Origin of the sequence: Acinetobacter sp. 1294596, assembly GCF_000582925.1 — a bacterium.
In the GTDB taxonomy this organism is placed as follows: domain Bacteria; phylum Pseudomonadota; class Gammaproteobacteria; order Pseudomonadales; family Moraxellaceae; genus Acinetobacter; species Acinetobacter radioresistens.
In genome coordinates this window covers 16,854-40,106 of sequence record NZ_JFCC01000010.1, presented here as the reverse complement: position 1 = coordinate 40,106, position 23,253 = coordinate 16,854, and the positions used below count along the sequence as shown (strand labels likewise).

19 protein-coding genes and 1 pseudogene are annotated in these 23,253 nt (G+C 40.5%); 9 read left to right on the top strand and 11 right to left on the bottom strand.

Translation table 11 applies throughout. The annotated features are described in order from the left end of the window. Window positions 1-3: 3 nt before the first annotated feature. The 3 genes from estB to rubA form a co-directional block, all read right to left on the bottom strand. Window positions 4-948: an esterase EstB gene (estB, locus tag J502_RS06050; RefSeq protein ID WP_005406870.1), complete on the bottom strand. Its 945-nt coding sequence runs from the start codon at window positions 946-948 to the stop codon at window positions 4-6. A gap of 60 nt (window positions 949-1,008) precedes the next feature. After that, window positions 1,009-2,187, bottom strand: coding sequence for an NAD(P)/FAD-dependent oxidoreductase (locus J502_RS06045; protein ID WP_005027302.1), 1,179 nt, complete (start codon window positions 2,185-2,187; stop codon window positions 1,009-1,011). Between the two features lie 70 nt (window positions 2,188-2,257). Next, the gene (gene rubA / locus J502_RS06040; RefSeq protein ID WP_005019074.1) at window positions 2,258-2,422 is read right to left on the bottom strand and encodes a rubredoxin RubA; all 165 of its coding nucleotides are present in this window, start codon (window positions 2,420-2,422) and stop codon (window positions 2,258-2,260) included. A gap of 584 nt (window positions 2,423-3,006) precedes the next feature. Here rubA and J502_RS06035 point away from each other — a divergent pair. Then, the gene (locus J502_RS06035; protein WP_005027299.1) at window positions 3,007-3,549 is read left to right on the top strand and encodes an adenine phosphoribosyltransferase; all 543 of its coding nucleotides are present in this window, start codon (window positions 3,007-3,009) and stop codon (window positions 3,547-3,549) included. Window positions 3,550-3,575: 26 nt separating this feature from the next. Here J502_RS06035 and J502_RS06030 read toward each other — a convergent pair whose 3' ends face one another. Beyond that, window positions 3,576-4,085: a YqiA/YcfP family alpha/beta fold hydrolase gene (locus tag J502_RS06030; RefSeq protein ID WP_005404380.1), complete on the bottom strand. Its 510-nt coding sequence runs from the start codon at window positions 4,083-4,085 to the stop codon at window positions 3,576-3,578. Between the two features lie 245 nt (window positions 4,086-4,330). On the opposite strand from J502_RS06030, the pseudogene lysS reads away from it, so the two are divergent. From lysS to cysN, 4 genes and pseudogenes are all read left to right on the top strand, one after another. Next, window positions 4,331-5,859, top strand: a pseudogene (gene lysS / locus J502_RS06025) (lysine--tRNA ligase). A gap of 153 nt (window positions 5,860-6,012) precedes the next feature. After that, window positions 6,013-7,467, top strand: a complete 1,455-nt coding sequence (locus tag J502_RS06020; RefSeq protein WP_005406603.1) for a capsule assembly Wzi family protein — start codon at window positions 6,013-6,015, stop codon at window positions 7,465-7,467. Window positions 7,468-7,725: 258 nt separating this feature from the next. Further along, the gene (gene cysD, locus J502_RS06015) at window positions 7,726-8,649 is read left to right on the top strand and encodes a sulfate adenylyltransferase subunit CysD (RefSeq protein WP_005406626.1); all 924 of its coding nucleotides are present in this window, start codon (window positions 7,726-7,728) and stop codon (window positions 8,647-8,649) included. Between the two features lie 20 nt (window positions 8,650-8,669). Then, complete coding sequence (cysN, locus tag J502_RS06010; RefSeq protein ID WP_034683399.1) at window positions 8,670-10,283, top strand: sulfate adenylyltransferase subunit CysN; 1,614 nt, start codon at window positions 8,670-8,672, stop codon at window positions 10,281-10,283. Between the two features lie 190 nt (window positions 10,284-10,473). Here the strand turns inward: cysN and J502_RS06005 are convergent, their stop codons facing one another. Beyond that, on the bottom strand, window positions 10,474-12,876 hold the full coding sequence (locus J502_RS06005) for a glycerophosphodiester phosphodiesterase family protein (RefSeq protein ID WP_034683398.1): 2,403 nt from the start codon (window positions 12,874-12,876) through the stop codon (window positions 10,474-10,476). 305 nt (window positions 12,877-13,181) lie between these two features. Between J502_RS06005 and J502_RS06000 the strand changes: the two genes are divergently transcribed. Then, window positions 13,182-14,177, top strand: coding sequence for an NAD(P)H-quinone oxidoreductase (locus J502_RS06000; protein ID WP_005406718.1), 996 nt, complete (start codon window positions 13,182-13,184; stop codon window positions 14,175-14,177). Between the two features lie 167 nt (window positions 14,178-14,344). Next, window positions 14,345-14,851 (top strand): hypothetical protein, encoded by a 507-nt coding sequence (locus tag J502_RS05995; protein ID WP_005019085.1) that lies wholly within the window; start codon window positions 14,345-14,347, stop codon window positions 14,849-14,851. Between the two features lie 342 nt (window positions 14,852-15,193). On the opposite strand, the gene paeA is transcribed toward J502_RS05995, so the two are convergent. Next, window positions 15,194-16,516, bottom strand: coding sequence for a polyamine export protein PaeA (gene paeA / locus J502_RS05990; protein WP_005019087.1), 1,323 nt, complete (start codon window positions 16,514-16,516; stop codon window positions 15,194-15,196). Between the two features lie 124 nt (window positions 16,517-16,640). Next, a complete protein-coding gene (locus J502_RS05985; RefSeq protein WP_005019090.1) occupies window positions 16,641-17,633 on the bottom strand; it encodes a LysR family transcriptional regulator in 993 nt (330 codons plus the stop codon). Window positions 17,634-18,208: 575 nt separating this feature from the next. Here J502_RS05985 and J502_RS05980 point away from each other — a divergent pair. Then, window positions 18,209-19,813 carry an isocitrate lyase gene (locus tag J502_RS05980; protein WP_005027281.1) on the top strand — a complete coding sequence of 535 codons (1,605 nt, stop codon included), beginning with the start codon at window positions 18,209-18,211 and terminating at the stop codon, window positions 19,811-19,813. Between the two features lie 77 nt (window positions 19,814-19,890). On the opposite strand, the gene J502_RS05975 is transcribed toward J502_RS05980, so the two are convergent. Beyond that, window positions 19,891-20,388, bottom strand: coding sequence for a copper resistance protein NlpE (locus J502_RS05975; RefSeq protein ID WP_005406896.1), 498 nt, complete (start codon window positions 20,386-20,388; stop codon window positions 19,891-19,893). Between the two features lie 221 nt (window positions 20,389-20,609). Then, window positions 20,610-20,753, bottom strand: coding sequence for a hypothetical protein (locus J502_RS16930; RefSeq protein ID WP_005406525.1), 144 nt, complete (start codon window positions 20,751-20,753; stop codon window positions 20,610-20,612). Between the two features lie 283 nt (window positions 20,754-21,036). Here J502_RS16930 and J502_RS05970 point away from each other — a divergent pair, with 283 nt between their 5' ends. After that, window positions 21,037-21,618 carry a 1-acyl-sn-glycerol-3-phosphate acyltransferase gene (locus J502_RS05970; protein ID WP_005404383.1) on the top strand — a complete coding sequence of 194 codons (582 nt, stop codon included), beginning with the start codon at window positions 21,037-21,039 and terminating at the stop codon, window positions 21,616-21,618. Window positions 21,619-21,860: 242 nt separating this feature from the next. Here J502_RS05970 and J502_RS05965 read toward each other — a convergent pair whose 3' ends face one another. Beyond that, complete coding sequence (locus J502_RS05965; RefSeq protein WP_026055455.1) at window positions 21,861-22,184, bottom strand: hypothetical protein; 324 nt, start codon at window positions 22,182-22,184, stop codon at window positions 21,861-21,863. 143 nt (window positions 22,185-22,327) lie between these two features. Next, window positions 22,328-23,089, bottom strand: coding sequence for a 3-oxoacyl-ACP reductase (locus J502_RS05960; RefSeq protein ID WP_005019100.1), 762 nt, complete (start codon window positions 23,087-23,089; stop codon window positions 22,328-22,330). Between the last annotated feature and the right edge of the window lie 164 nt (window positions 23,090-23,253).

The following is a 23,253-nucleotide window of genomic DNA, read 5'->3' as shown; positions in this document are numbered from 1 at the left end:
GTCCTAATGTGTATGATTAAAATGATGAGCAAATAAACTGCTAAGTTTAGGAATAAAATGCGGCGGAATATCATGCCCCATTCCATGAATCAATTCAAACTTAGCGCCTGGGATTGCTTTCGCAACAGCTTTGCCGTGGCTCGGTGGAAGTAAACGATCACGTGATCCATGGATCACTAATGTGGGCTGATGGATCTGTTTATCCAGCTTTAGCAATGAACCTGTACATAATATTGCTAAAAACTGTTGAAGTACACCCGCTGGATAATAACTCCGTTGATATAGTTTACGTGCACTCTGTATGGCTTCAACCTGATTAATATAGCCGGGAGATCCTATAATCTCAAATAACTTCAAACTATGACTAATAATTCCTTCTTCATCATTGCTTTCAGGCTTGCCAATCAGGCTAAACAGCTGTTTTGGAAAAGGAGGGGGAAGCAAAGGCTGATTATTGCTGGTAAACATCAAGCCTAATTTTTCGACCTTATCCGGATAGCGTGCTGCAAGAATCTGCGCAATCATACCACCCATTGAAGCACCGATAACATAGGTTTTTTCCAGCCCTATTCTTTCAAGCAGTAAAGCTACATCATCAGCCATGTCATAGAGGGTATAAGGTGCTCCCTGATTCTGTAAACCAAGCGCAAAACGTCCCATCAGCTTAAAAGTATTTAAACGTGGTCCTTTATGACGTATCTTTGATGAAAGTCCAATATCGCGATTGTCAAAACGAATTACCCGATAACCTTGGTCAATTAATGATTTACAAAAGAAATCCGGCCAATATAAAAGCTGCGCACCTAGTCCCATAATTAACAGAATAGTTGGATGTTCAGGTTTACCGCCAATTTCTACATGAAGTTCGATTCCGTTGCCTAAATCGACCCGAGTTTCATGCATAAAAGAAGAATAAGGTGAAGCTTTAAGTTGAAAATTACTATTCATAAAACCACTTATCTCCCGAAACAGCGGTATTGACTGAAAATCACTCTGCTTATTTATGCGCTAAACTTGAGGCGGAATCAAGTCAGGTACCTGTTTTGCCAGGTTCAGGCGCTGCTTGCCTGCTGTTGGACCAAGTAAAACAAAACCGCGTAATGTTCCTGAAGCATCTACAGCTTTGGCAATCAGACCATCTTCAAGCTCTTCATTTTCCCAGGAGACTTCAATATCTAAAGGGGCAGGAAGAACAGTAAGAGGGGCAGCCGGAGTTTTTACTGCAACGGGCATAGCCGGATAATGGACGTGAGTATGCTCGCCATTTAAGGTTTTAGCCAGAGCCCGTGCCTGTTGCATAATCGGCATGACATAAGGGAGCAGGGTTCCATTTACCTCGGCACAGTCACCTACGGCATAAATATCAGGCTGACTGGTTTCCAGCAGGCCATTTGTAACTATACCGCGACTGGTCTGAATTTGGGCTGCTTTCGCCAGTTCAAGGTTTGGCTGCAAGCCAATTGCAGAAAGCACGATATCAGCCTCCAATACTTTTCCATTTGCAAGACTCACAACATAGTCATCATTTTCAATTTTATTAACCTGCTCTACAGTAGTATTAAACACAAACTTGATACCGGCCTGTTCCAGTTTATGCTGGAATGAACTGGCCACATGCTGAGGTAATAAACGGCCAAGCGGTTGTGAGGACAGATCAATCACAGTAACGCCGTGTCCGGTATGCTGCAAGTCATTGGCAAATTCACAGCCAATTAGACCCGCACCTAAAATCACAACACGCTTATCTTTACGCGATGACAGATTTTCACGGAATGTACGGTAGTCGATTAATGAATTTACGACATGAATATCTTCACTGGCGTTCCCGGCAATATTCAGGCGAACCGGATTAGCCCCAACGGCCAGAATCAGCTTGGAATATTTCTGCTTTCGGGACTGCTGATCTTTTTCAATGAGCAGTTCATGCTGCTCAGGATGAATTTCTTTTACCCAAGTAAAGGTCTCAATCTGCATATTGAGCTGGGCCGCCATTTTCTGTGCATCACCCAATGGAATCTGTTCAGGTGATTTATTACCTGCCAAGGCGTTTGAAAGAGTCGGTTTAGCATAATTTACTGCATCATCGGCACAAATCATCACAAGTTCCTGTTCAGTATTTAATTTACGGAACTCCCGTGCAAGGGTATAGCCTGCCATCCCTGAGCCGATAATGACGATAGGGTCCATATTTTTCTCCATGTTCAATAAATTATGCTCGATGTAAAAAAGACCATGTCGGGCATGGTCTTGGTATTATTTAAACTTCGATCATCTCGAAATCTGCTTTAGATACCCCACAATCCGGGCAGGTCCAGTCATCCGGAATATCTTCCCATTTTGTTCCCGGTGCGATGCCATCTTGTGGCCAACCTTGAGCTTCGTCATAAATCCAACCACAAACGATGCATTGGTACTTCTTCATCTGTATCTCCAAAACTGCTGGGCCAAAAGACCTGGCAGGAAAAACAAGCAGCTATTGTTAAATCTTTAAAATTATAAACATTCAGGAATGTTCATCTTGCCATAAATTTTTACGCTGTTCAGCAGTCAAAGTAAAGCAAATACTGGAGTTTAACCAGTTTGAAAACTGAGGTAATGGCAGAGTAGGTCAAAAGGAGGGGCAAACAGGCAATATTTTGTACTATCTATTCCTAAATGACTGAATCTGTAAGGATATAAAAATATTAATTGTTTTAAAAATTATCAAATATCAAATATAGGATCATTCATTATTTTTAATAAAATATCTAATAACAGACATGAGACTAAAAAAGCAGAAGCGTAGATAATAAGACCATAGTCTACTAGCTAGGCAGCGATGATTCATTTATTTTAAAGATAGGTTAAATTTTATTTAAAAATACCTTTAATTAAAATTAATTAAATTCAGACACTTATATTTTTTATTTTTTTGATTATTAAATATTCTGCATTAGATAACTGGCTATAACCTGAATAAAAGCATAAAATTCATGCATTCTTTTTCGTTTTTCCAGATTCTCTCCCATGACCAGTTTGCATACAACATTGTGGACTCATATCCGCACGGTACAAGATTTCCCTAAGCCCGGTATATGTTTTTACGACCTGACACCTTTATTCATGCAGAATATTGCCGCTTTAACAGATGCTTTAATTGCTAGCATTCCGGCTGAAGCACTAAATGAAGTCGACAGTTTCCTGGCGGTAGAAGCACGTGGTTTTGTTTTGGCCAGTCTTTTAGCCCAGCGTTTAAATAAAGGTTTATTACTGGTGCGTAAAGCTGGCAAATTGCCGCCTCCAGTAGTGGGTGTTGGTTATAGTCTTGAGTATGGCGTAGACCGTCTGGAAATGGCTGATGGTATTGCACCACAGAAAGTTATTATTGTTGATGACGTGCTGGCTACAGGCGGTACTTTAAAAGCTGTAAAACAGCTTGCTGAAAAATGTCAGCATCATATTCTTGGAGCAAGTATTTTACTTGACCTGCCAGATTTACATAGTGATTTAGGAGTTAATATCTGGTCTGTTCTGGATGAACGTACCCAGCCTGAAGCACAAGTCGCCTAAAATTTATTCTTATAAAGCCGGATAATTCAAATAGGTTGTAAAAAATGGTTCTCCAGATGATGCAACAGCTGATTTAAATTATCCGGATTAGACAGGCGGTGACAACCACCTTCTACTGCTTCAACCAGCATAAACTGTTCCAGATATTCTTGTGCTTCCAGCATATTCAGCTCTTCATCACCCAGTTCAAGATATGCAATTTTGGGTGCATCAGAATCCAGATCTGTCTCATTAATAGATGGATAATCTGTCCGGAATTGTGGTTTTAAACTGGGATTGGCAACCAGTGCCGGTAGCTTGAATAAGGCCGACATCTTTAATGCCCAGTACGCACCCAGGCTATGTCCTACCAGCACATCTGGCTGAATTTTCTGGATTATTTCCTGGTAAAAGTGAGCAACTGTCTGATAGTTCAGATTACGATAATCCACTGTAATACAGCATTTATTTTCTGACTGAAGTGCATGGAACTTGGTGGATTCCCGTGAGGAATCCAGCCCATGCATAAATAATATCTTTAATGTGCACTTATTCATTTAATTTACTTCAAATCGCTATCCAGAAATATCCAAGATATCCGTTATCTTTTCTTGTCCCTTCCGGTAGGTAGTTTAATTTTGCGCCTGTCGCTTGGCTGTTAGCTATTGGTCTAGATTAGATCAAAGTCTAAGTAAAATGCATTGATAAAATTATTTTGCTTTAGCGTGATGCAAGGCATACGAAAAATGTAACCAATCTGCTATGCTATGTGACTTCTTTTTATACTTGAATCGAGGCAGAGATGACGCAACATAACGCTCAATCGACTTCTGAACACACTATTTCCGAAAACGATTTAATTGCACAGCGTCATGCCAAACTAAAACAGATCAAAGAGCAGGCCGAAGAGACTGGTAAGAGTCCTTGGCCAAATACCTTTAAACGTGAACATTATGCGCAGGATCTACAGGATCTTTTTGCTGGCAAAACCAAAGAAGAAATTGAAGCTGGTGAAAAAGTTTATGTGTCTGTAGCAGGGCGCGTGATGCTGAATGTGGCTCCTTCATTGTCATTCAGGATATGACTGGCCGTATTCAGCTTTATGTTGCACGTAAAGAATTAGATGAACAGACTCTTGCAAGCATTAAGGGCTTGGACCTTGGTGATATTATTGCTGTACAAGGTTACATTGGGCGTTCAGGTAAAGGAGATCTTTATGTTCATATCGAACATTTTGAATTACTCACCAAATCGCTCCGTCCATTGCCTGATAAGTTTCATGGTTTAAACGATACTGAAGTTAAGTATCGTAAACGTTATCTGGATTTAATTGTTAACGAAGAAACCCGTAAAACATTTGAAATTCGTGCCAAAGTTGTTGCAGGCATCCGTAGTTACCTGAACAGTGAGCGTTTCATGGAAGTTGAGACGCCGATGATGCATGTCATTCCTGGTGGTGCTTCAGCACGTCCATTTGAAACTCACCATAATGCGCTGGATATGCCACTCTTTCTACGTATTGCGCCTGAGCTTTACCTAAAACGTTTGGTTGTGGGCGGCTTTGAACGAGTATTTGAGATTAACCGTAACTTTCGTAATGAAGGGGTATCGACCCGACATAATCCGGAATTTACCATGATCGAGTTTTATCAGGCTTATGCAGATTATAAAGACCTGATGCAACTGACCGAGAATATGCTGGAAAAACTGGCGCTCGATATTCTGGGAACAACCGATGTGCCTTATCAGGGAGAAGTTTTTAACTTCAAAGGGCCATACAAGAAAATCTCGATGTTTGATGCCATTCTTGAGCATAATCCGGAATTTACACCAGAGAATGTTAATGACCGGGAATTCTTGGCAAAATTTGTTCGTGAAGAACTTAAAGAACAGGTGAAAGCTGGTTTTGGTTTAGGTAAGCTGCAAACAATCGTGTTTGAAGAAACAGTAGAAACCAAACTGCGCCAGCCGACTTTTATTACTGAGTACCCGGCAGAAACCTCTCCATTGGCACGCCGTAATAATGATAATCCTCATATTACAGACCGTTTTGAATTTTTTATCGGTGGTCGTGAACTGGCCAATGGCTTTTCAGAGCTGAATGACCCGATTGATCAAGCAGAGCGTTTCCAGGCTCAGGTTGAAGAAAAAGATGCAGGTGATGATGAAGCAATGCACTATGATGCAGAGTTCATTGAAGCTTTAGAATATGGCCTGCCACCAACCGCCGGAGAGGGAATTGGTATTGACCGTCTGGTAATGATTTTTGCAGATGCGCCAAGTATTCGTGATGTAATTTTATTCCCACACATGCGTCGTAAAGATGTCTGATTACTAAAATAAAGAGAAGCCTGCTGAATGCAGGCTTTTTTATATTCCAAGATTTAGTTATAGATATGTAAATAGCCGAATTTACAATGTTGAAAAACCTAAACGAAATCTTTAAGGTTGGTAACAATAATTACACCTGAGCATGACACTACAATGTTTTTAAAAAAAGTTTTGGGCCTTTCCCTTTTATCGGTCCTGTCTTCTCCTGTCTGGGCACAAGGTCTGGTCCTCAATAACCAAGATTTGCGTACTGATCTGAACTGGTTAAACCAACAAGGTGTAATTCAGATCAGTACTTCAACTTGGCCGCTGAGTGGAGATGAAATTCAACGCGCTCTTGCACAAGCTAATATCAAAAATACTACTCAGCAAAAAGTAATTGATTCTGTACTCAATACTCTAAAAGCTGACAATAATATGCTAAAAGCCGGGCTATTTGCTGAAACTGACCAGAAGGTTCTACCACAAGCTTTCGGCGACAAACAGAAAGCCCAGTATCAGGCCGCGCTTGAATTCAATGCAGGAGGAGAAAACTGGGATGCGAAAGTCCGGGTGAATGCAGAGAAAGATCCGCAAATTGACAATGGACAGGATGTTAATGTCGAAGGTTCCTATATTGCTGGTAAACTCTGGAATCAGTGGGTAATTGCCGGTCAGATCCCAAGCTGGTGGGGACCAGGACATGATGGCAGTCTGATTCGTGGTGATGCTAGTCGTCCTGTTATTGGTGTTACTGCTCAGCGTGCAGTACAAGATTCTTTTGAAACACCATTACTTTCATGGATTGGGCCTTGGCAGTATCAGGCTTTCGCAGGTCAACTTGATGATTACTCTGCAGTACCAGATGCGAAACTGATTGGACTGCGTCTGACAGCTCAGCCTTTACCTTATCTCGAATTGGGGGCATCCCGAATGATCCAGTGGGGAGGAGAGGGCCGTCCAGAAAGTTTAAGTTCGCTTTGGGATGCTTTCGTTGGTAATAAAGATAATGGGGGAACAGGTGAGCCTGATCCTTCTAACCAGCTTGCAGGATTTGATGCACGTCTGAATCTTATACCACTTTTAAATACACCGGTAGGTATTTACGGTCAGTATGTGGGTGAGGATGAAGCTGGAGGCTTGCCATCAAAGAAAATGTATTTAGCTGGTGTAGACTACTCATCCGTCTATAAAAACCTGCCATTTCAACTTTATGCCGAGTGGGCAGATACTCGAACCAACGGCGAGGTTCGAGGTGTTTCTTATACTCATAGTACTTATACTGACGGTTACTATCAGCATGGCTATCCTTTAGGACACGCATTGGGAGGCGATGCTCAAATGGTCTCTATTGGTGGAGATATTCGCTTTGATATTATGAACCGTTTAAGTGGACGCGCCCTGGTTGCAAAAGTTAATCAATCTGAACGAGGTGCGAAAAATAATTTAGCTTTTGCACAGGATGACGAAATTAAGGCAGTCGATTTAACCTGGACCCATTATATGCAGCCTGATATTCCTTTAAAACTGAATGGCTGGCTAAGTGATTCAGATGCGAATGGTAATGATGCTGGTGTATCAGTCGGAATTGAGTTTCCGTTGGATCGTGCTTGGGCAGCATTTCGCTAGTTGTATCTAAAAGAAAAGCCTGCTGAATGCAGGCTTTTTTATTGCTCGCTATTCTAAATAACTGATGAATCCAGTTAGTTCATTGTATAGGTTTTATTTGACGCATCAATTTATAACTTCTTATATGAAAACCAAGAATATACATATCACAAAAGAAGCAATAGCCCAGCCTGGCAAATCACTATAATGAATATAGTTCGTCAGATGCGTAATAAGCATCGATCCAAGTTTTAATCAAGATAGACATCCGGAGTTGTTATGGCAATCGTTCCTCCAACTGAGGAAAGACTTACACATCTAAAACAGCTTGAAGCTGAAAGCATTCACATCATTCGTGAAGTTGCTGCCGAATTTGAAAATCCGGTGATGTTGTATTCTATTGGTAAAGATTCTGCGGTAATGCTTCATCTGGCTATGAAAGCATTTTATCCAGCTAAGCTTCCTTTTCCGTTACTGCATGTAGATACCGGCTGGAAATTCCGTGCCATGATCAAGTTCCGTGATGAGATGGCGAAGAAACTGGGTCTGGATCTGATTGTTCATCAGAATAAAGAAGGCCTCGATGCTGGAATCAATCCGTTTGACCAAGGCAGCTCAAAATATACTGATATCATGAAGACCCAAGGTTTAAAGCAAGCTTTGGACAAATACCAGTTTGATGCAGCTTTTGGCGGTGCACGTCGTGATGAAGAAAAATCACGTGCTAAAGAACGCGTCTATTCATTCCGTGATTCTAAACACCGCTGGGACCCAAAAAACCAGCGACCAGAACTCTGGAATATTTATAATGGTAAAGTAAATAAAGGTGAAAGTATTCGTGTCTTTCCTTTATCAAACTGGACCGAGCTTGATATCTGGCAATATATTTTCCTTGAAAATATAGAACTTGTACCTTTGTATTTCTCTGCTGTACGTCCAGTGGTAGAACGTGATGGTACACTGATTATGGTAGATGATGAGCGTATGCGCCTGAAAGAGGGCGAAGTTCCACAAATGAAATCTGTACGTTTCCGTACATTAGGCTGTTATCCGCTTACAGGGGCTGTGGAATCTACAGCAGCAACCTTGCCGGATATCATTCAGGAAATGCTTTTAACCACCAGCTCCGAACGTCAGGGTCGCATGATTGACCATGATGAAGCAGGTTCGATGGAAAAGAAAAAGCAAGAAGGTTATTTCTAAAAATTTGTGGAGCGTGATGTATGTCTCATCAGTCTGAACTGATTAGCCAGGATATTCTGGCTTACCTTAAACAGCACGAGCAAAAAGACCTTCTACGCTTTTTGACGTGTGGTAATGTTGACGATGGTAAAAGTACCTTAATTGGCCGCTTATTATTTGATTCAAAGCTGATCTATGAAGATCAGTTACAGGCAGTAACCCGCGACAGTAAAAAAGTCGGCACTACAGGGGATGCACCGGATCTGGCTCTTCTGGTTGACGGTTTACAAGCAGAACGCGAGCAGGGCATTACGATTGATGTCGCTTACCGTTATTTCTCAACAGAAAAGCGCAAATTCATTATTGCCGATACACCGGGACATGAGCAGTATACTCGGAATATGGCAACCGGAGCCTCGACCTGTGACCTTGCTATTATTCTGATTGATGCGCGTTATGGGGTACAGACCCAAACCCGTCGTCACAGCTATATCGCCAGCCTGTTAGGTATTAAAAATATTATTGTTGCCATTAACAAGATGGACCTGGTGGACTTTTCTGAAGCCCGTTTTAACGAGATCCAGGCTGAGTACAATGATTTTGTTAATCAGCTGGGCGACCGTAAACCGGCTAATATTATCTTTACGCCGATTTCAGCATTAAATGGTGACAATGTAGTCAATCCATCAGCCAATACCCCATGGTATAAGGGCCAGACCCTGATGGCGACGCTGGAAAATGTAGAGATCAACCGTAATTCTGCTAAGCAGGAATTCCGTTTTCCAGTGCAGTACGTAAACCGTCCAAATCTGGATTTTCGTGGATTTGCTGGTACGATTGCATTAGGCACGGTAAATGTGGGTGATGAAATCATTGCCTTACCATCAGGTAAACGATCAACGGTTAAAGAAATCGTGACCTATGATGGTAATCTTGAGCAGGCAGTTGCAGGGCAGGCAGTCACTTTAACCTTGAATGATGAGATTGATATTTCTCGCGGTAACCTGATTGTTAAAGCAGGTGACCGGCCAGAAATCTCACGTTCTGTACGTGCTACTGTCGTATGGATGACTGACCAGCCTCTTGTAAAAGGCAAACTTTATAATATCAAGCTAGGCACACAAACTGTTCCAGCCAAAGTCACCGAGATTAATTACCGCGTCAATGTGAATACGCTTGAGCAAACTCAGGTGGAACAGCTTGAACTTAATGCAATTGCCAATGTAACAGTGGAATTTGATGCACCTGTAGTCTTTGACCGTTACCAGGACAGCCGCTATACCGGCGCATTTATTTTTATTGACCGTCTGAGCAATGTGACAGTTGGCGCAGGTATGGTTGAATCTGCCGTTGAGTGGAAGGCTAATGCCAAGCCAGTTACTCCAGAAGACCGTGCTGCACGTTTAGGTCAAAAACCTGCGGTTGTGAGTGTAAATACACAAGTACTTGAACACGCGCAAGGGCTGGAAAGTTTACTCATGCAGCAAGGCATAGTTGCACTTGCTAAGGCTGGCTTAACGGCAGAGCAGGTAACCCTGTTACGTGAAACAGGTATTGTAGTGATTACAGATGTTACAGAAGGTGCTGATGTTGAGCTTAATTTAGATACGGTTGAAGAGCTGGCTGATAAAATTGTCGAATTAGTTCGTCTATAGGACTGGATTATTCTAAACAAAACCCGTCTTAATGGCGGGGTTTTTTTTTAAAACCATACTTATAAAAATATTAAATTTCCGTGTTGAAAACTTTTATTTTAATCGATAGATTTTTAATTTGATTACTTCTACTTATACATCAGAAAAACCAAACCGGCGAATCAGTCTGGTTTTTAATTTAAAAAAAAGATTATTGAACATTTACCTGTACAGGTGGCGCATAAATTGTATATTGACTGGTTGTGTCAATATTATAGGTATAGCTCGGCATAACGTAAGCTGTCCCTTTCTCAGAGAAACTCAGTTGCCCTTGCGCATTCTGGCTGTATTTTCCGGAAGTAGGTAATAGCAGCATCTGACTAAAAGTAATATTGCTAACTTGGCCTTTCTGCGTAATCTTTTCACCATTAATACTGATAGGCTTGCCAATGCTGGCATTAACCTGAGCAGGGACTTTGAGTTTTACCACAAAGTCTGATGCATCATGAGCGTAGTCAGTGGTTAAACCATGAGTTCCTGCAATATACATCCGGTTGAAATCGGCCTTATTTGTACGGAAAGTCCATGGCCAGAATGTTACACCCCGGTCTTTGGCCATGTTCATTAAATTGGTAGACAACCCATTATAGGATGGATTGAAGGTAGAGGAATACTGCTGCGTTGCATCTAGGATACGACGTGTATTGACTATATCGCTTTCTGCGGTAGGAGTGTTGGTTAGAAAACCGGTAGACACACCCGGTAAAATATTTTTCATCTTTAAAAGTTGAGGCCCATTAAAACTGATCACCACGACTTGATCATAAACATCATGTTTATCTAACAAAGCTTTTAATGCAGGTACAATTTCTGGTTTGGAACTTTTGATTTCAATAAAATGCATCACATTCTTATGAGTTTTTAAAGCGTCCAGAAATTCCTCTAAAGTAGGTACAGTACGGTTATAGCCTAGTGTACGAAGCTGACGTACTTCAGCTAATGTCATATCTTCAATATTACGGCCTACACCAGTTGTCCGTTTCGCTGAACCATCATGCATAATGACGATATGACCGTCAGTAGTCAGATAGATATCGTTTTCAACTGCATCTGCTCCTACTTCAACGGCCTTTAATGCACCTTCTAGAGTATTTTCATCATCAAGTGCCGGTATACCACGGTGACCGGTAATAAGCGGTTTGCGAAGCAGAGTATTTGGTTTCATACTTTTCATGATGTTCTGAAATACATCAGGAGAGGTAGCAATAATTCCATTAACCCCACTTGTAAGAATCCTGGCAGCCTTTACCGGATCAGTAGTGGTGCTATAAGCCCACGGTGTAAGCAATAACCGTTGTAAATGGCTAACAGTGATATCATTCACAAGCTGCTCAGGTAAAATTATAATTTTTGCCAAAGCCGTATTGGTGTTATGAGTAATAGTGACAATATCTTTTACGCTATTGGTCAGGTTTAGCTGTTTTGAATAATCCAGTGCAGTCCGTACTGTGGGTAGGCTGATACGGGCTTTACGTAGTAGCTCAACGTTGTCTGAACTTAACGTAATGTCTGCAATATCAACTGAATCTGAAAATACCTTTAAATGTTCAATTGTTGACTCGTTTTTAATGCTGAACAGGGGCATGGTGTTACGTTTAGGATCACCTAAATAATCTTTTAGAGAAGTGATTTTTTTATTGGATGTATCAAGAATATTTAACTGATCGTCCAGCTGATAATAGACTTGGCTTACAGCATTTGAAATCACTCCTTGAGTTGAGGCGGGTTGAATCAAAGTGGGTGCCATAGAAACCGGCAAGCTCTGCTCGGCTATAGGCGTAACTTTATTTGATTCAGGCAAGGTATCCAACTGTTGGGTAACCCTGATACTATCTACCCGCATCAAGAGACCCGCAGTTGAGAGTCCTATTCCGCCCTGGTTCAGGTTGTAAGGTAAAGTGGTATCGTGGATCAGATTATTATCCAGATAATGGCGTACCCGGTTGCCGGATACGACTACCGTGGCTTTATAGGTTTTATTACCTTCAATATTTTCTTTATAGGCCCCTTTTTGTAAAACATTCCATGCATTGGTAGGCTGTCGTAATGCCAGTTCTACACCACTTGCTCCAGTTGCCTCGGCACGGATTGCAAACTGGTAATAAGGTGTAAATGCCGGTTCACTTAAAGCATCAGCTGCACGATACATAATACTGCCCCAGCGGGTAGCATTATTTTTTTCAGGGTAGCTAAACTCAATATCGATCCGATAGTCACGTAATTTCTGAAATTCTTCAGGCAAGATAAGCGAAGTCATCTGGGTATCATTAGCCCGGCCATCAATAAATAGACTGCTATTTTCTATATAAACTTTTCCTGCATTTGCTTTAGGGGCAATCCAGCCTGCCGGAAGTGCAGACAGCTGGTCAAAATTTTCATCAATGTAAATTTTGGGTTGTGGTACTTCTTCACTCGGGTCAGGGGGGGTTGGAGCTGGAGGAGTCACTACTGGCGTATCATTCGAGCCGTTATTTCTACTTGAGTCGTGATCATCATTACAGGCGACAAGGCCCAGAACCAGCAAGATAGTAAAGCTCAATTTGGCAAATTTCATGAGTAACCTCAGTTTTAGTTATAGTTCGGGCCAGAAGGCTAGAGCACTAAAATGACAAGTAGATGGATTCAGCAGTTATTTAAAAAATTCTTACATATTAAAGTTTTATTAATTTCATATGGATGAGACACAAGTATGCTGATAGCTAATGTTTTATGCGGGGAATATAAATAAGTGGAGTGAGAACCGGTAATCTGCCGGTTGCTGTTTAAATGTATACATAAATCCGGCTAAGCTTCATTGTGGCAAATTTATATGTTCAAATAGCAGCTAGAAACTTGAACAGTAACAGATAGGGAAAGATCATGTCACAGCAAACCACCATGCAACAGGTCATTATTACTGAACCGGGCGGCCCAGAAAAGCTGGCCTATGAAAGTGTTGCTATTCCAGTACCAAAAGCTGATGAAGTTTTAGTCAAGGTTCATGCTTTCGGAATTAACCGACCAGATATCCTGCAACGTCAGGGACTTTATCCGATGCCTGCAGGGGTCACTCCGGTTCCTGGTCTGGAAGTGGCTGGGGTGGTCGAAGCAGTAGGTACAGACGTAACTCAGTTTAAAGTAGGTGATCAGGTCTGTGGACTCACCAATGGTGGCGGCTATGCCGAATATTGTGTAGTACCTGAAACCCAGACCCTGATGGTTCCAGAAGGAGTCAGCCTAGTTCAGGCTGCTGCTATTCCAGAAACATTTTTTACGGTTTGGGCTAACCTGTTTCAGATGGGTAAAGCCAAAGCAGGAGAAACTGTACTGATTCATGGTGGCACCAGTGGTATTGGTACTACAGCCTTAATGTTATGTAAGGCACTAGGCATTAAAACTTTCGCCACAGTCGGCAGTGATGAAAAAGTTGCAGCAATTGCGCATCTGACAGATGCGATTAATTATAAAACCCAAGACTTTGAAAGCTACATTACTGAGAAGACTGACAAGAGCGGTATAGACGTGATACTGGATATTGTTGGGGCACCCTATCTTGAACGTAACTTGAACCTGCTGCGTAAAGATGGTCGTTTGGTTTATCTGGCCTTTTTAGGTGGACGTAAAGCCAAAGAAATAAACCTTGGCCATATTATGATGAAACGTCTGACTATTACTGGTTCGACCATGCGTGCACGCAATACTGCAGAAAAACAGACCATTACTGAAGGTCTAAAACAGCATGTCTGGCCTTTATTGGCAAAAGGTGAGTGTTTGCCAATGATTTATCAGACCTTTAAGTTCGATCAGATACAAGATGCTCATGCAGCAATGGATACGGGCGAACATGTAGGCAAAGTTGTAGTAGAAGTACTCTAATCTGTATTTTTGTTATTAAAAAGCCGCCCGTTAGGCGGTTTTTTCTCACCATCGGATTTAAAATAGAGAGAAACATGAATTTAAATATGGTCCCATATCTAAAATCACATTTTCAGAAGTCATTTTATGTCAAAATAGGCGTTTAGTATATTGTCCAAGGACTTTCCATGACTGAACACTCTTCCGAACAGCTTAGCGATATTGAAAAACTAGATATTCTAAATGCCATGAAAAATGATGCCTTAGATACACAGGCAAAAGAAATCATTCGTTCCGGTGGCAAGGCTGGGCGTCAGGAAAGTCATCGGGATGCTCTGATTGCACTGAATCAGGCTTTTGAAAATAATTTTGTTGAAGCGGTAACCCTTGCACTAAACCTAAATGAGGCCCAGGCCAAAAAAATTCGCTATAAGAAAGACCGTATTCGTATTCTTAAAGCACACGGAATCGATTACATGGCAATTGATGGGGCACAAACTGCTCAGGTATTGGCGCAAGTAGCTCAGGCAATTACCCGTGAAGAAGCAGTGGTGACTCATGACCTGCATAATATCTTTCCATTCTGGAAAGAAGGCTGGCCAATGGTACAGTTTGACAATGCCTATAAAATCTTATCAGAAGATATCCAGATTCATTATGAGGCAGTACTCGATACTTTGCTGAATCTGCAATAAATCATTTCATGTAAAAAGAGCCAGCTGGCTCTTTTTTAATGTCCTTATGAATATGATTTTATAATTATTTATAATTTATAAAAACTGCATAATTAAATCGGCCAGTTAACTGAAAATCATATACTTCCAGTTAATTGCTTTAAGGCGGTTAAGCCAATTTGCCAACTGCTTAAGTTTATAGCTATATGATGTCAACTAAGCTCAAGAAAAATGAGCTAGAAAGCCGTAAAGCTTAAATAATTTCTCTTTATCTAATCATTTGTGCCACACGTTAGATGGCAGAAAAAATTAGAGAAATATAGGGGATAAGTCTCCTGTTATTTTTATTCCTATAAAATTCTCTTATTCCTGCTCTGTAGAAGGCGTAGCATTTGGTTCCAGCATACGGGTCACTAGAAGCTGGTCTATTTTGAAATGGTCAACATCCACGACTTCGAACTTGTAGTTGGTATAAATTACTACATCGGCAGGGCGTGGAATCTTGCGGAGCTGGTACATCATAAAACCAGCTAAGGTTTCATAGTTGTCTTCATCCGGCATTTCATCAATTTCGAGGGCATGTTTCAAATCTTCGATGGGGGTACTGCCATCAATTAACCAGGAATTATTATCCCGTTTAATGATTTGCTGTTCTTCTTCAAGTGGCGTCACCCAATCCCCCATAACAGTAATCATAATGTCACTTAAAGTGATTACCCCAACCACCAAGGCATATTCATTAATAACAACTGCAAACTTTTCTTTGGTTGAACGAAAACGGTCAAGCAGTTCAGAAAGCGTTAGCGAATCTGGTATGGTCAATACAGTACGTATGGTATTTTCATTGAGTTGAAGCAGGGACTGGTTATTTAAAATTCTTACCAATATATCTTTGGCGTCTACATAGCCAATTACTTCATCGATATGTTCATTACAAACCAGAAATTTTGAATAGGGATATTCTGCCAGTTTCTGACGAATGCTGGCTTCGGACTCTTTTAAAGTAAAGTACACCACATTTTCGCGGGTGGTCATACTTGAGGGTACGTTACGTTCTTCTAGCTCAAAAACATTTTCAATAAAATGATGTTCCTGTTTTTGCAAGACCCCCGCCTGTGCACCTGCATCCATTACGGCAGAAATATCATCAAAAGTAATATTGTCTTCCCTGGTGGTATTTACTTTAAATAGCCGAAACAAAGTATTGGCAATTGCATTAATGAACCAAGCCAAAGGTTTACAGACCTTGATAAAAATCTGTATAGGATTAATCACCGAAACAGCAATTTTCTCAGGCGCAATCATGGCCAAACGTTTTGGCATAAGATCTGCGAACAGAATAAAAAGTGAAGTTACCAGCGTAAAGGAAAGAGCAAAACCTATCGTTTCTGTCCAGGGCCCTTCATAAAAACGGTCAATCAGATTTACAAAATAAGGGCGGAAAGCAGCCTCACCTAAAATACCACCTAAAATTGCTACCGCATTTAGACCAATTTGGGAAGCTGCGAAGAAGTCTGCCGACTGCTCTTGTAACATTAAAACTTTAGTTGCCCGCTCGTCTCCGGATTCTGCCAGAATCTTGAGCTTGACCCGACGAGCGCCAGCCAGTGCAATTTCAGTTAATGAGAGAAAACCTGCACCAATGATCAGGAGAATAATGATGACAATATTTTGAAAAAGGCTCACAAGACACCTGTGTGATTCATCGTTATTATGAAATTGTTTTAACACAAAAAAGGCTTAAGGAATAAGAATTCTCCTTAAGCCTTAGAGTATAAACCGAAAAATAGAAAATAAAGAAATTTACTCTCTAGTAATGAGGTGATAATTGTGAATTATTCATCAGAAATTCTCGGTTTTCATCTTCAATCATCTGACGGGCTACATATAAAATTAACTGACGTAACCAGCGATGGGCAGGGTGATGATGCAAAAGCGGGCACCATGCCATCTTCAGCTCAAACTCAGGAATATAAAATGGCGGATCTTTAATAATCAGATTTTGGCTTTTCGCCTGTAGACGTGCGATACGTGTTGGTAATGTCGCAATCAGATCAACATTTGCAGCCAAGAGCGCCGGCATCTGGTAATGCCGGGTAAAAACTGAAATCTTGCGTTTCTGGCCAATACGTTCTAAAGCTTGATCAATCCAGCCCAGTCCGGCCTGTTTCTCAGGATTCACCCCAAAACCAACGCCCATACCTGTTTTAGACACCCAGATATGCTGGGCATCCAGATAACTTTTCAGGTTCAGATTGTTCATGGCGGGATGCTTGTTATTCAGCAGACAAGAATAACTGTCACGCCACACCAGTACCTGATGAAAACTCTGTGGAATCTCATTAAAACGGTTAATGGCCAAGTCAACTTTACCTTGCTCCATATCACGGTAAGACACATCGCTTGGTGTTAAGAAGTCCAGCACAACATTAGGTGCTTCTGAGCGCAAGGCCTTGACCAGACGTGGTACCAAGGTTGCTTCAGCATAATCTGAAGTCATAATGCGAAATACGCGATTAGACGTATAAGGACGAAATTCGGTACGTGGCTCCAGAATCATGGAAAGATCAGCCAGCGCATCACGAATACGCGGCTGTAACTCTAAAGCACGTTCAGTCGGGGTCATACCCTCAGATGAACGGATCAGCAGTGGATCATTGAACAGGTTACGTAAACGACGTAAAATATTACTCATGGCGGGCTGGGTTACCCCGAGTTGTTCTGCTGCACGAGTTACATTTTTTTCGCGAAGAAGGACATCAAGATAAATTAGTAGATTCAGGTCTACCCGCTCAAGATTCATAAAATAAATACCGAAAATAAAAATGTTAAATCATATTGAATTATGCCACAGTTAAATATATTTGTGCTAAAAGCACTGAAAAATTCAGATAAATAATCTGAATAAGTTTAAAAGGTATTAATCAGTAAAAATCCAATTTTATTGATTAGAATAATTATTTAACTTTAAATGGAGTAAAAATTTAAAAGTTTAATCTATATACAAATGTATTTTTATAAAAAACCTTAAATGATAATTTTTTCTCTTAATTTGTAAGCCCTGCTTGGAACTATAAAAGCACTCCACTTAAGTCTAATAAAAAAAATGGCTAAATACTAAACATTAAAAGTCAAATCTTATTTTAAATAATTTAATAAAAACAATGATATAATATATTGAAACATAATTATAATACGACTTTGATCTAGGTATTTTCTAAAAAAATATTGAAAATCAATGGAGAATATTGGATTAATTTTTTTATCACCACTAAGCTGTGTTCATCGTAACGAAGTGTTCTAAATCTAAACAAATTATACCGAGTATGATTTAGTACCTCGATTGATGAACTCCTAAAATGAATACAGGAAAATATCATGACTACATATCAAACAGCGATAGATGCAGTACGTGAATTAAAAGCTAAATTTGGCGACACTTGGCGTGATATCAGCCCAGAAGATGCTGCTCGTATGCAACTACAAAACCGTTTCAAAACCGGTTTAGATATTGCTAAATATACAGCTGCTATTATGCGTCGTGATATGGCTGCTTATGATGCTGACTCTAGCAAATATACTCAATCTTTGGGTTGCTGGCACGGTTTCATCGCACAACAAAAAATGATTGCGAACAAAAAATACTTCGGTACAACTGAACGTCGCTATATCTACCTTTCTGGTTGGATGGTTGCTGCACTTCGTTCAGAGTTCGGTCCACTTCCTGACCAGTCTATGCACGAAAAAACTTCTGTTCCTGCATTGATCGAAGAAATCTATACGTTCTTGCGTCAAGCCGATGCGAAAGAACTGAATGATCTGTTCCGTGCTTTAAATAAAGCTAAAGAAGCGGGTGATTCTGCAAAAGTTGCTGAAATTACTAGCCAGATTGATAACTTCGAAACTCATGTTGTACCAATTATTGCTGACATCGATGCTGGTTTTGGTAATGAAGAAGCAACTTACCTGCTTGCCAAGAAAATGATCGAAGCGGGTGCTTGTGCACTTCAAATCGAAAACCAGGTTTCTGACGCGAAACAATGTGGTCACCAGGCTGGTAAAGTAACAGTTCCACATGAAGACTTTATTGCGAAAATTCACGCGCTTCGTTATGCATTCCTGGAAATGGGTCTTGAAGACGGTATCATCGTTGCACGTACTGACTCTGAAGGCGCTGACCTGACTCAAAAAATCCCAGTGGTTAAAGAGCCAGGCGACATCGCTTCTCAATACATCAGCTACCTAGATACAACTGAAATTGATATCTCTGAAGCTCAAGAAGATGAAATCCTGATTAAACGTGATGGTAAATTACACCGTCCTAAACGTTTAGCATCTGGTCTGTACCAGTTCCGTGAAGGTACTCAAATCGACCGCGTTGTACTTGACTGTGTAACCAGTCTGCAAAACGGTGCTGACTTGCTGTGGATCGAGACTGCAACGCCAAACGTTGAAGAAATTGCACACATGGTTAACCGTGTGAAAGAAGTTGTTCCAAATGCGAAGCTTGTTTATAACAACTCTCCATCGTTCAACTGGACTTTAAACTTCCGTCAACAAGCTTACGACCGTTGGGTTGCTGAAGGTAAGGACGTTTCTGCATATGACCGTGCTAAATTGATGAGCGCTGAGTATGACGATTCTGAACTGGCTGCCGAAGCTGATGCGAAAATCCGTACCTTCCAGGCAGATGCTTCTCGTGAAGCAGGTGTATTCCATCACTTGATCACATTGCCGACTTATCATACAGCTGCGCTCTCTACTCATGAGCTGGCTCAAGGTTACTTCGGTTCTGAAGGCATGTTGGCTTATGTTGCTGGTGTACAGCGCAAAGAAATCCGTGGTGGCATCGCTTGTGTGAAACACCAAGCAATGGCGGGTTCTGATATCGGTGATGATCATAAAGAAATTTTCGCTGGTGATAATGCGCTTAAAGCGGGCGACGATGCGAAAAACACAATGAACCAGTTTGCTAACCACTAAGGTTTAAGCTGATTCAAAAAAACCCCGCTTCTGCGGGGTTTTTATTTGATCGACGTTAAAAAACTAAAATAAATTTTTTAAAACTCTTTCTTCAAGGTGTAATTCAGCTTGCTATCTATTTTTTCACCAGTAATGCGATCGCGCAATTCAGCAAAGCTTTCACCAATAAAATATTTACGCTGATCACCAGCTTGGTCCAGTACAACTAAAGAAGGGTTGGCAGCATCAAAATGGAACAGCCCACGCACCTTAAATTTGTTATTTGGCCCTTTACCTAAATATTCTTCTGTCAATTCATAAGTTTTATCGGCATGCAGTTCCAGCTCTGTTTTAATGCCTTCGCAGTCAGCACAAGGTAATATACCTTCATATTCCCCCTCCCAGTCGAGTGAGTTTTCAACATTATGGGCGCTATCCGCCATTTGAGCTTTACGAGAAGTCGATGGAGTAGGCGTCATTACAGTAGTAGCATGTCGATCATTATTCTTTTCAGAATGTTGAGTAGCCTGCTCATTTGTACTACAGGCCGTAAAGAAAATAGATGAGATCGTAAAAATACAGATAGTCTTTTTCATTATTCCCTCTTGGCAGTTCGTGAATAAATAATTTATATAGATAAATTGATATAAATATTTTAATAGAGTAAGTATTTCGACTTATAGGTCATCATTAGAAATTACTACAACACTGTAAATAAAATGCTACTAAAATAGTTACAGGCCAAAACTGGCCTGTCTTTAACTAATTTTGTTATGTTGGAATGATCTGGTCAACTAGATAGAAGCTTGGTACAAAGTTATTTCTGCTTCTGAGGAATTCCTTTATCAATTTCTTTCTGCTGTTGTTCATTCTGTTGTTCTTCTTTTTCAGAGAATTTTTCATGAGTATTGTCCGTATGCTGAACATGCGGATTATCATTCGCAGCGTTTGGTGTAGTCATAAGAATTACCTCTAACATGGCTATTTTATAGGTTCAATATAGAAGTATTAAGTCTGTGTCACGAGTAGAGATCTGTATTTAAGTGTTAAGCAATGTTAGGTCTAAAATAACGCTATTTTATTTCGCAAATTATTCTTATATTAGTCTTGGATCAGATGAAAATTAAATTTATACATATATATATTAATTGCATGTATTTTGATCAAATTTAGATTGAATCTCCCTCTTTTATACAGAATAAATTGTTAGAATCTGCCTCCTTTTAGAAAGTGGGTAAGCTTGAGTGTTAAGAAAAATTGCAGAATATAGCTTGGGCCTGATGGGGTGGGAAACAGATAACCAATGGCCACAAGGTCTTGAACAGTGTGTAATGATTGCTGCGCCGCATACCAGTAATTGGGATGCTGTTTATGCCCGGCTGGCCTTAAAAGTTTTAGGGGTTAATGTACGTATTACTATTAAAGACAGTTATATGAAGTTTCCTCTAGGGCCGTTTGTTCGTGCTATGGGCGGTATTGGTATTGACCGCAGTCCAAAAAAAGAAGGACAAGCCCGTGCAAGTATGGTGCAGCTGATGGCTGACCTGTTTAAAGAGCATCCTCATCTGGTAATGCTGGTAACACCAGAAGGCACACGAGCCAAGCAAGAAAACTGGAAAACTGGTTTTTATCATATTGCAATGACTGCCGGTGTTCCAATTGCTCTTGCTTATATGGACTATAAAAAGAAACGGGCAGGAGTCGGTAAAATCATTTACCCGACTGGAAATTATGAGCAGGACATGCAGGAAATTATGCAGTTTTATGCCAATATCGAGCCTAAATTTCCAGAAAATTTCAGTGTTGATGTACGTTATCTAAATTGATTTTGCTTACTTTTTCCTGAATATAGAAAACAGACTCAAGTCTGTTTTCTATAAAATATATCTTAATGGTAGTCCTAATGGCCTGTTCTAGCATAATAAAACCAGTTTAGTTGGTTGAAGAGTGATTACGTTATTTCAGCACCAAGTATAAGCAGCAGAAAACTTAACAATAATGGAATCCGTTATTTTTTAATAGGCGCGTGATATTAAGTCTTAAAACCTTAATTATAAATTCTCCCACTTTATTCATCTGGACTAATTCCCCCTAACGATTCGCAAGCCGCCTTATAAAGTTGATATTGTTGTGCTACAACTTCATCAAGAGGCATATCGAGCTCTGCTTCTCCATCCTTATAATTTTCTATATAGCTTCTTACTTTGGCTTTAGTGGCTCCAAGAGACTGCTGGTGATAAGTATTAATATCGCTGTGAGTAATCTGAGTACTTTCAATATTATTACATTCAAACTGGCTGAACAGCTTCTCTGCTCGTTTAAGCTCAGCGGATGAGCCAAATGAACAGCCAGTCAAAAGGATTAGGCTGGAAAATAATGCTAAAATTTTCATTACTTTTTCATGCAGCATAAAAAGGGCGGTATTGTAACGACTTCCTGTTTATACTGCTGTTGAGAGCGGTAAAATTTTCTGGATTTTGTGTTTGCTTGTTGAATAAATCAGCAGTATTCCTAAATTTATTAAACAGAGTCGTCTTATCCTTTAACTAATCCACCATCCACAATCAGATTCTGGCCCGTCACTGCACGTGCAAATGGGGACAAAAACATTAAAATGGCATCTGCAAATTCTTGAGGTGTAACCACCCTTCGTAGTGGTGTAGAGGCTGCGATAAGTTGAAAGACTTCATCTGGTGTGGCTCGGCTGGCGTCTGTAGCTTGTAACAGGCCGCCAGAAAGCATATTTACATTAATACCATATGGCCCTAAATCATGTGAAGCAGTGCGGGTAAAGGCTAATAATGCAGCTTTTGCAGTAGTATAGTCATGATAGGGGACTACCGGATTCTGAACCAGATTAGTACCAATATTGATAATACGGCCAAAATGTTCGGCTTTCATATCAGTAAATGCAGCTTGCGTAGTATTTAGTGCGGCCTTCACTGCACCTTCAAACTGGCTTTGCATTGTCTGCCAGCTTAGCTCTTCTATTTTGGGACGCGCATCGCCATTAAACTGAAATTGAACCAAGGCATTATTGATGACCGAGTTAACTGCCTGCCCGAAATGCTGTTTAGCAGCTTTAAACATGGCCTGTACCTGAGAAGAATTGGTCACATCAGCCTGATAAATAAAAATCTGTTCTGGAAAATTTTGTTGTAACTGTCGTGCTGTTTCATGACTGCTCATATAGTTAACTACTACACGGGCTCCCTGACTCACTAATGCTTGAGTGATCGCTAAGCCTAAACCACGGGCACCTCCCGTCACCAGTACTACCTGTTCTTGAATATTCATATAACTTTGTCCTGTAACTTTTTAGTTAAAATAGCAATTTATGGGTAAAAGATAAAAATGAAAGCTATTTTAAACCCTGTTGAAATCGCATTCGGCCTGTAATGGGCTGATATACGCCATTGTAATTCTTCTTTTAAATTAGAAGTTGGAAATAATATTTTAAA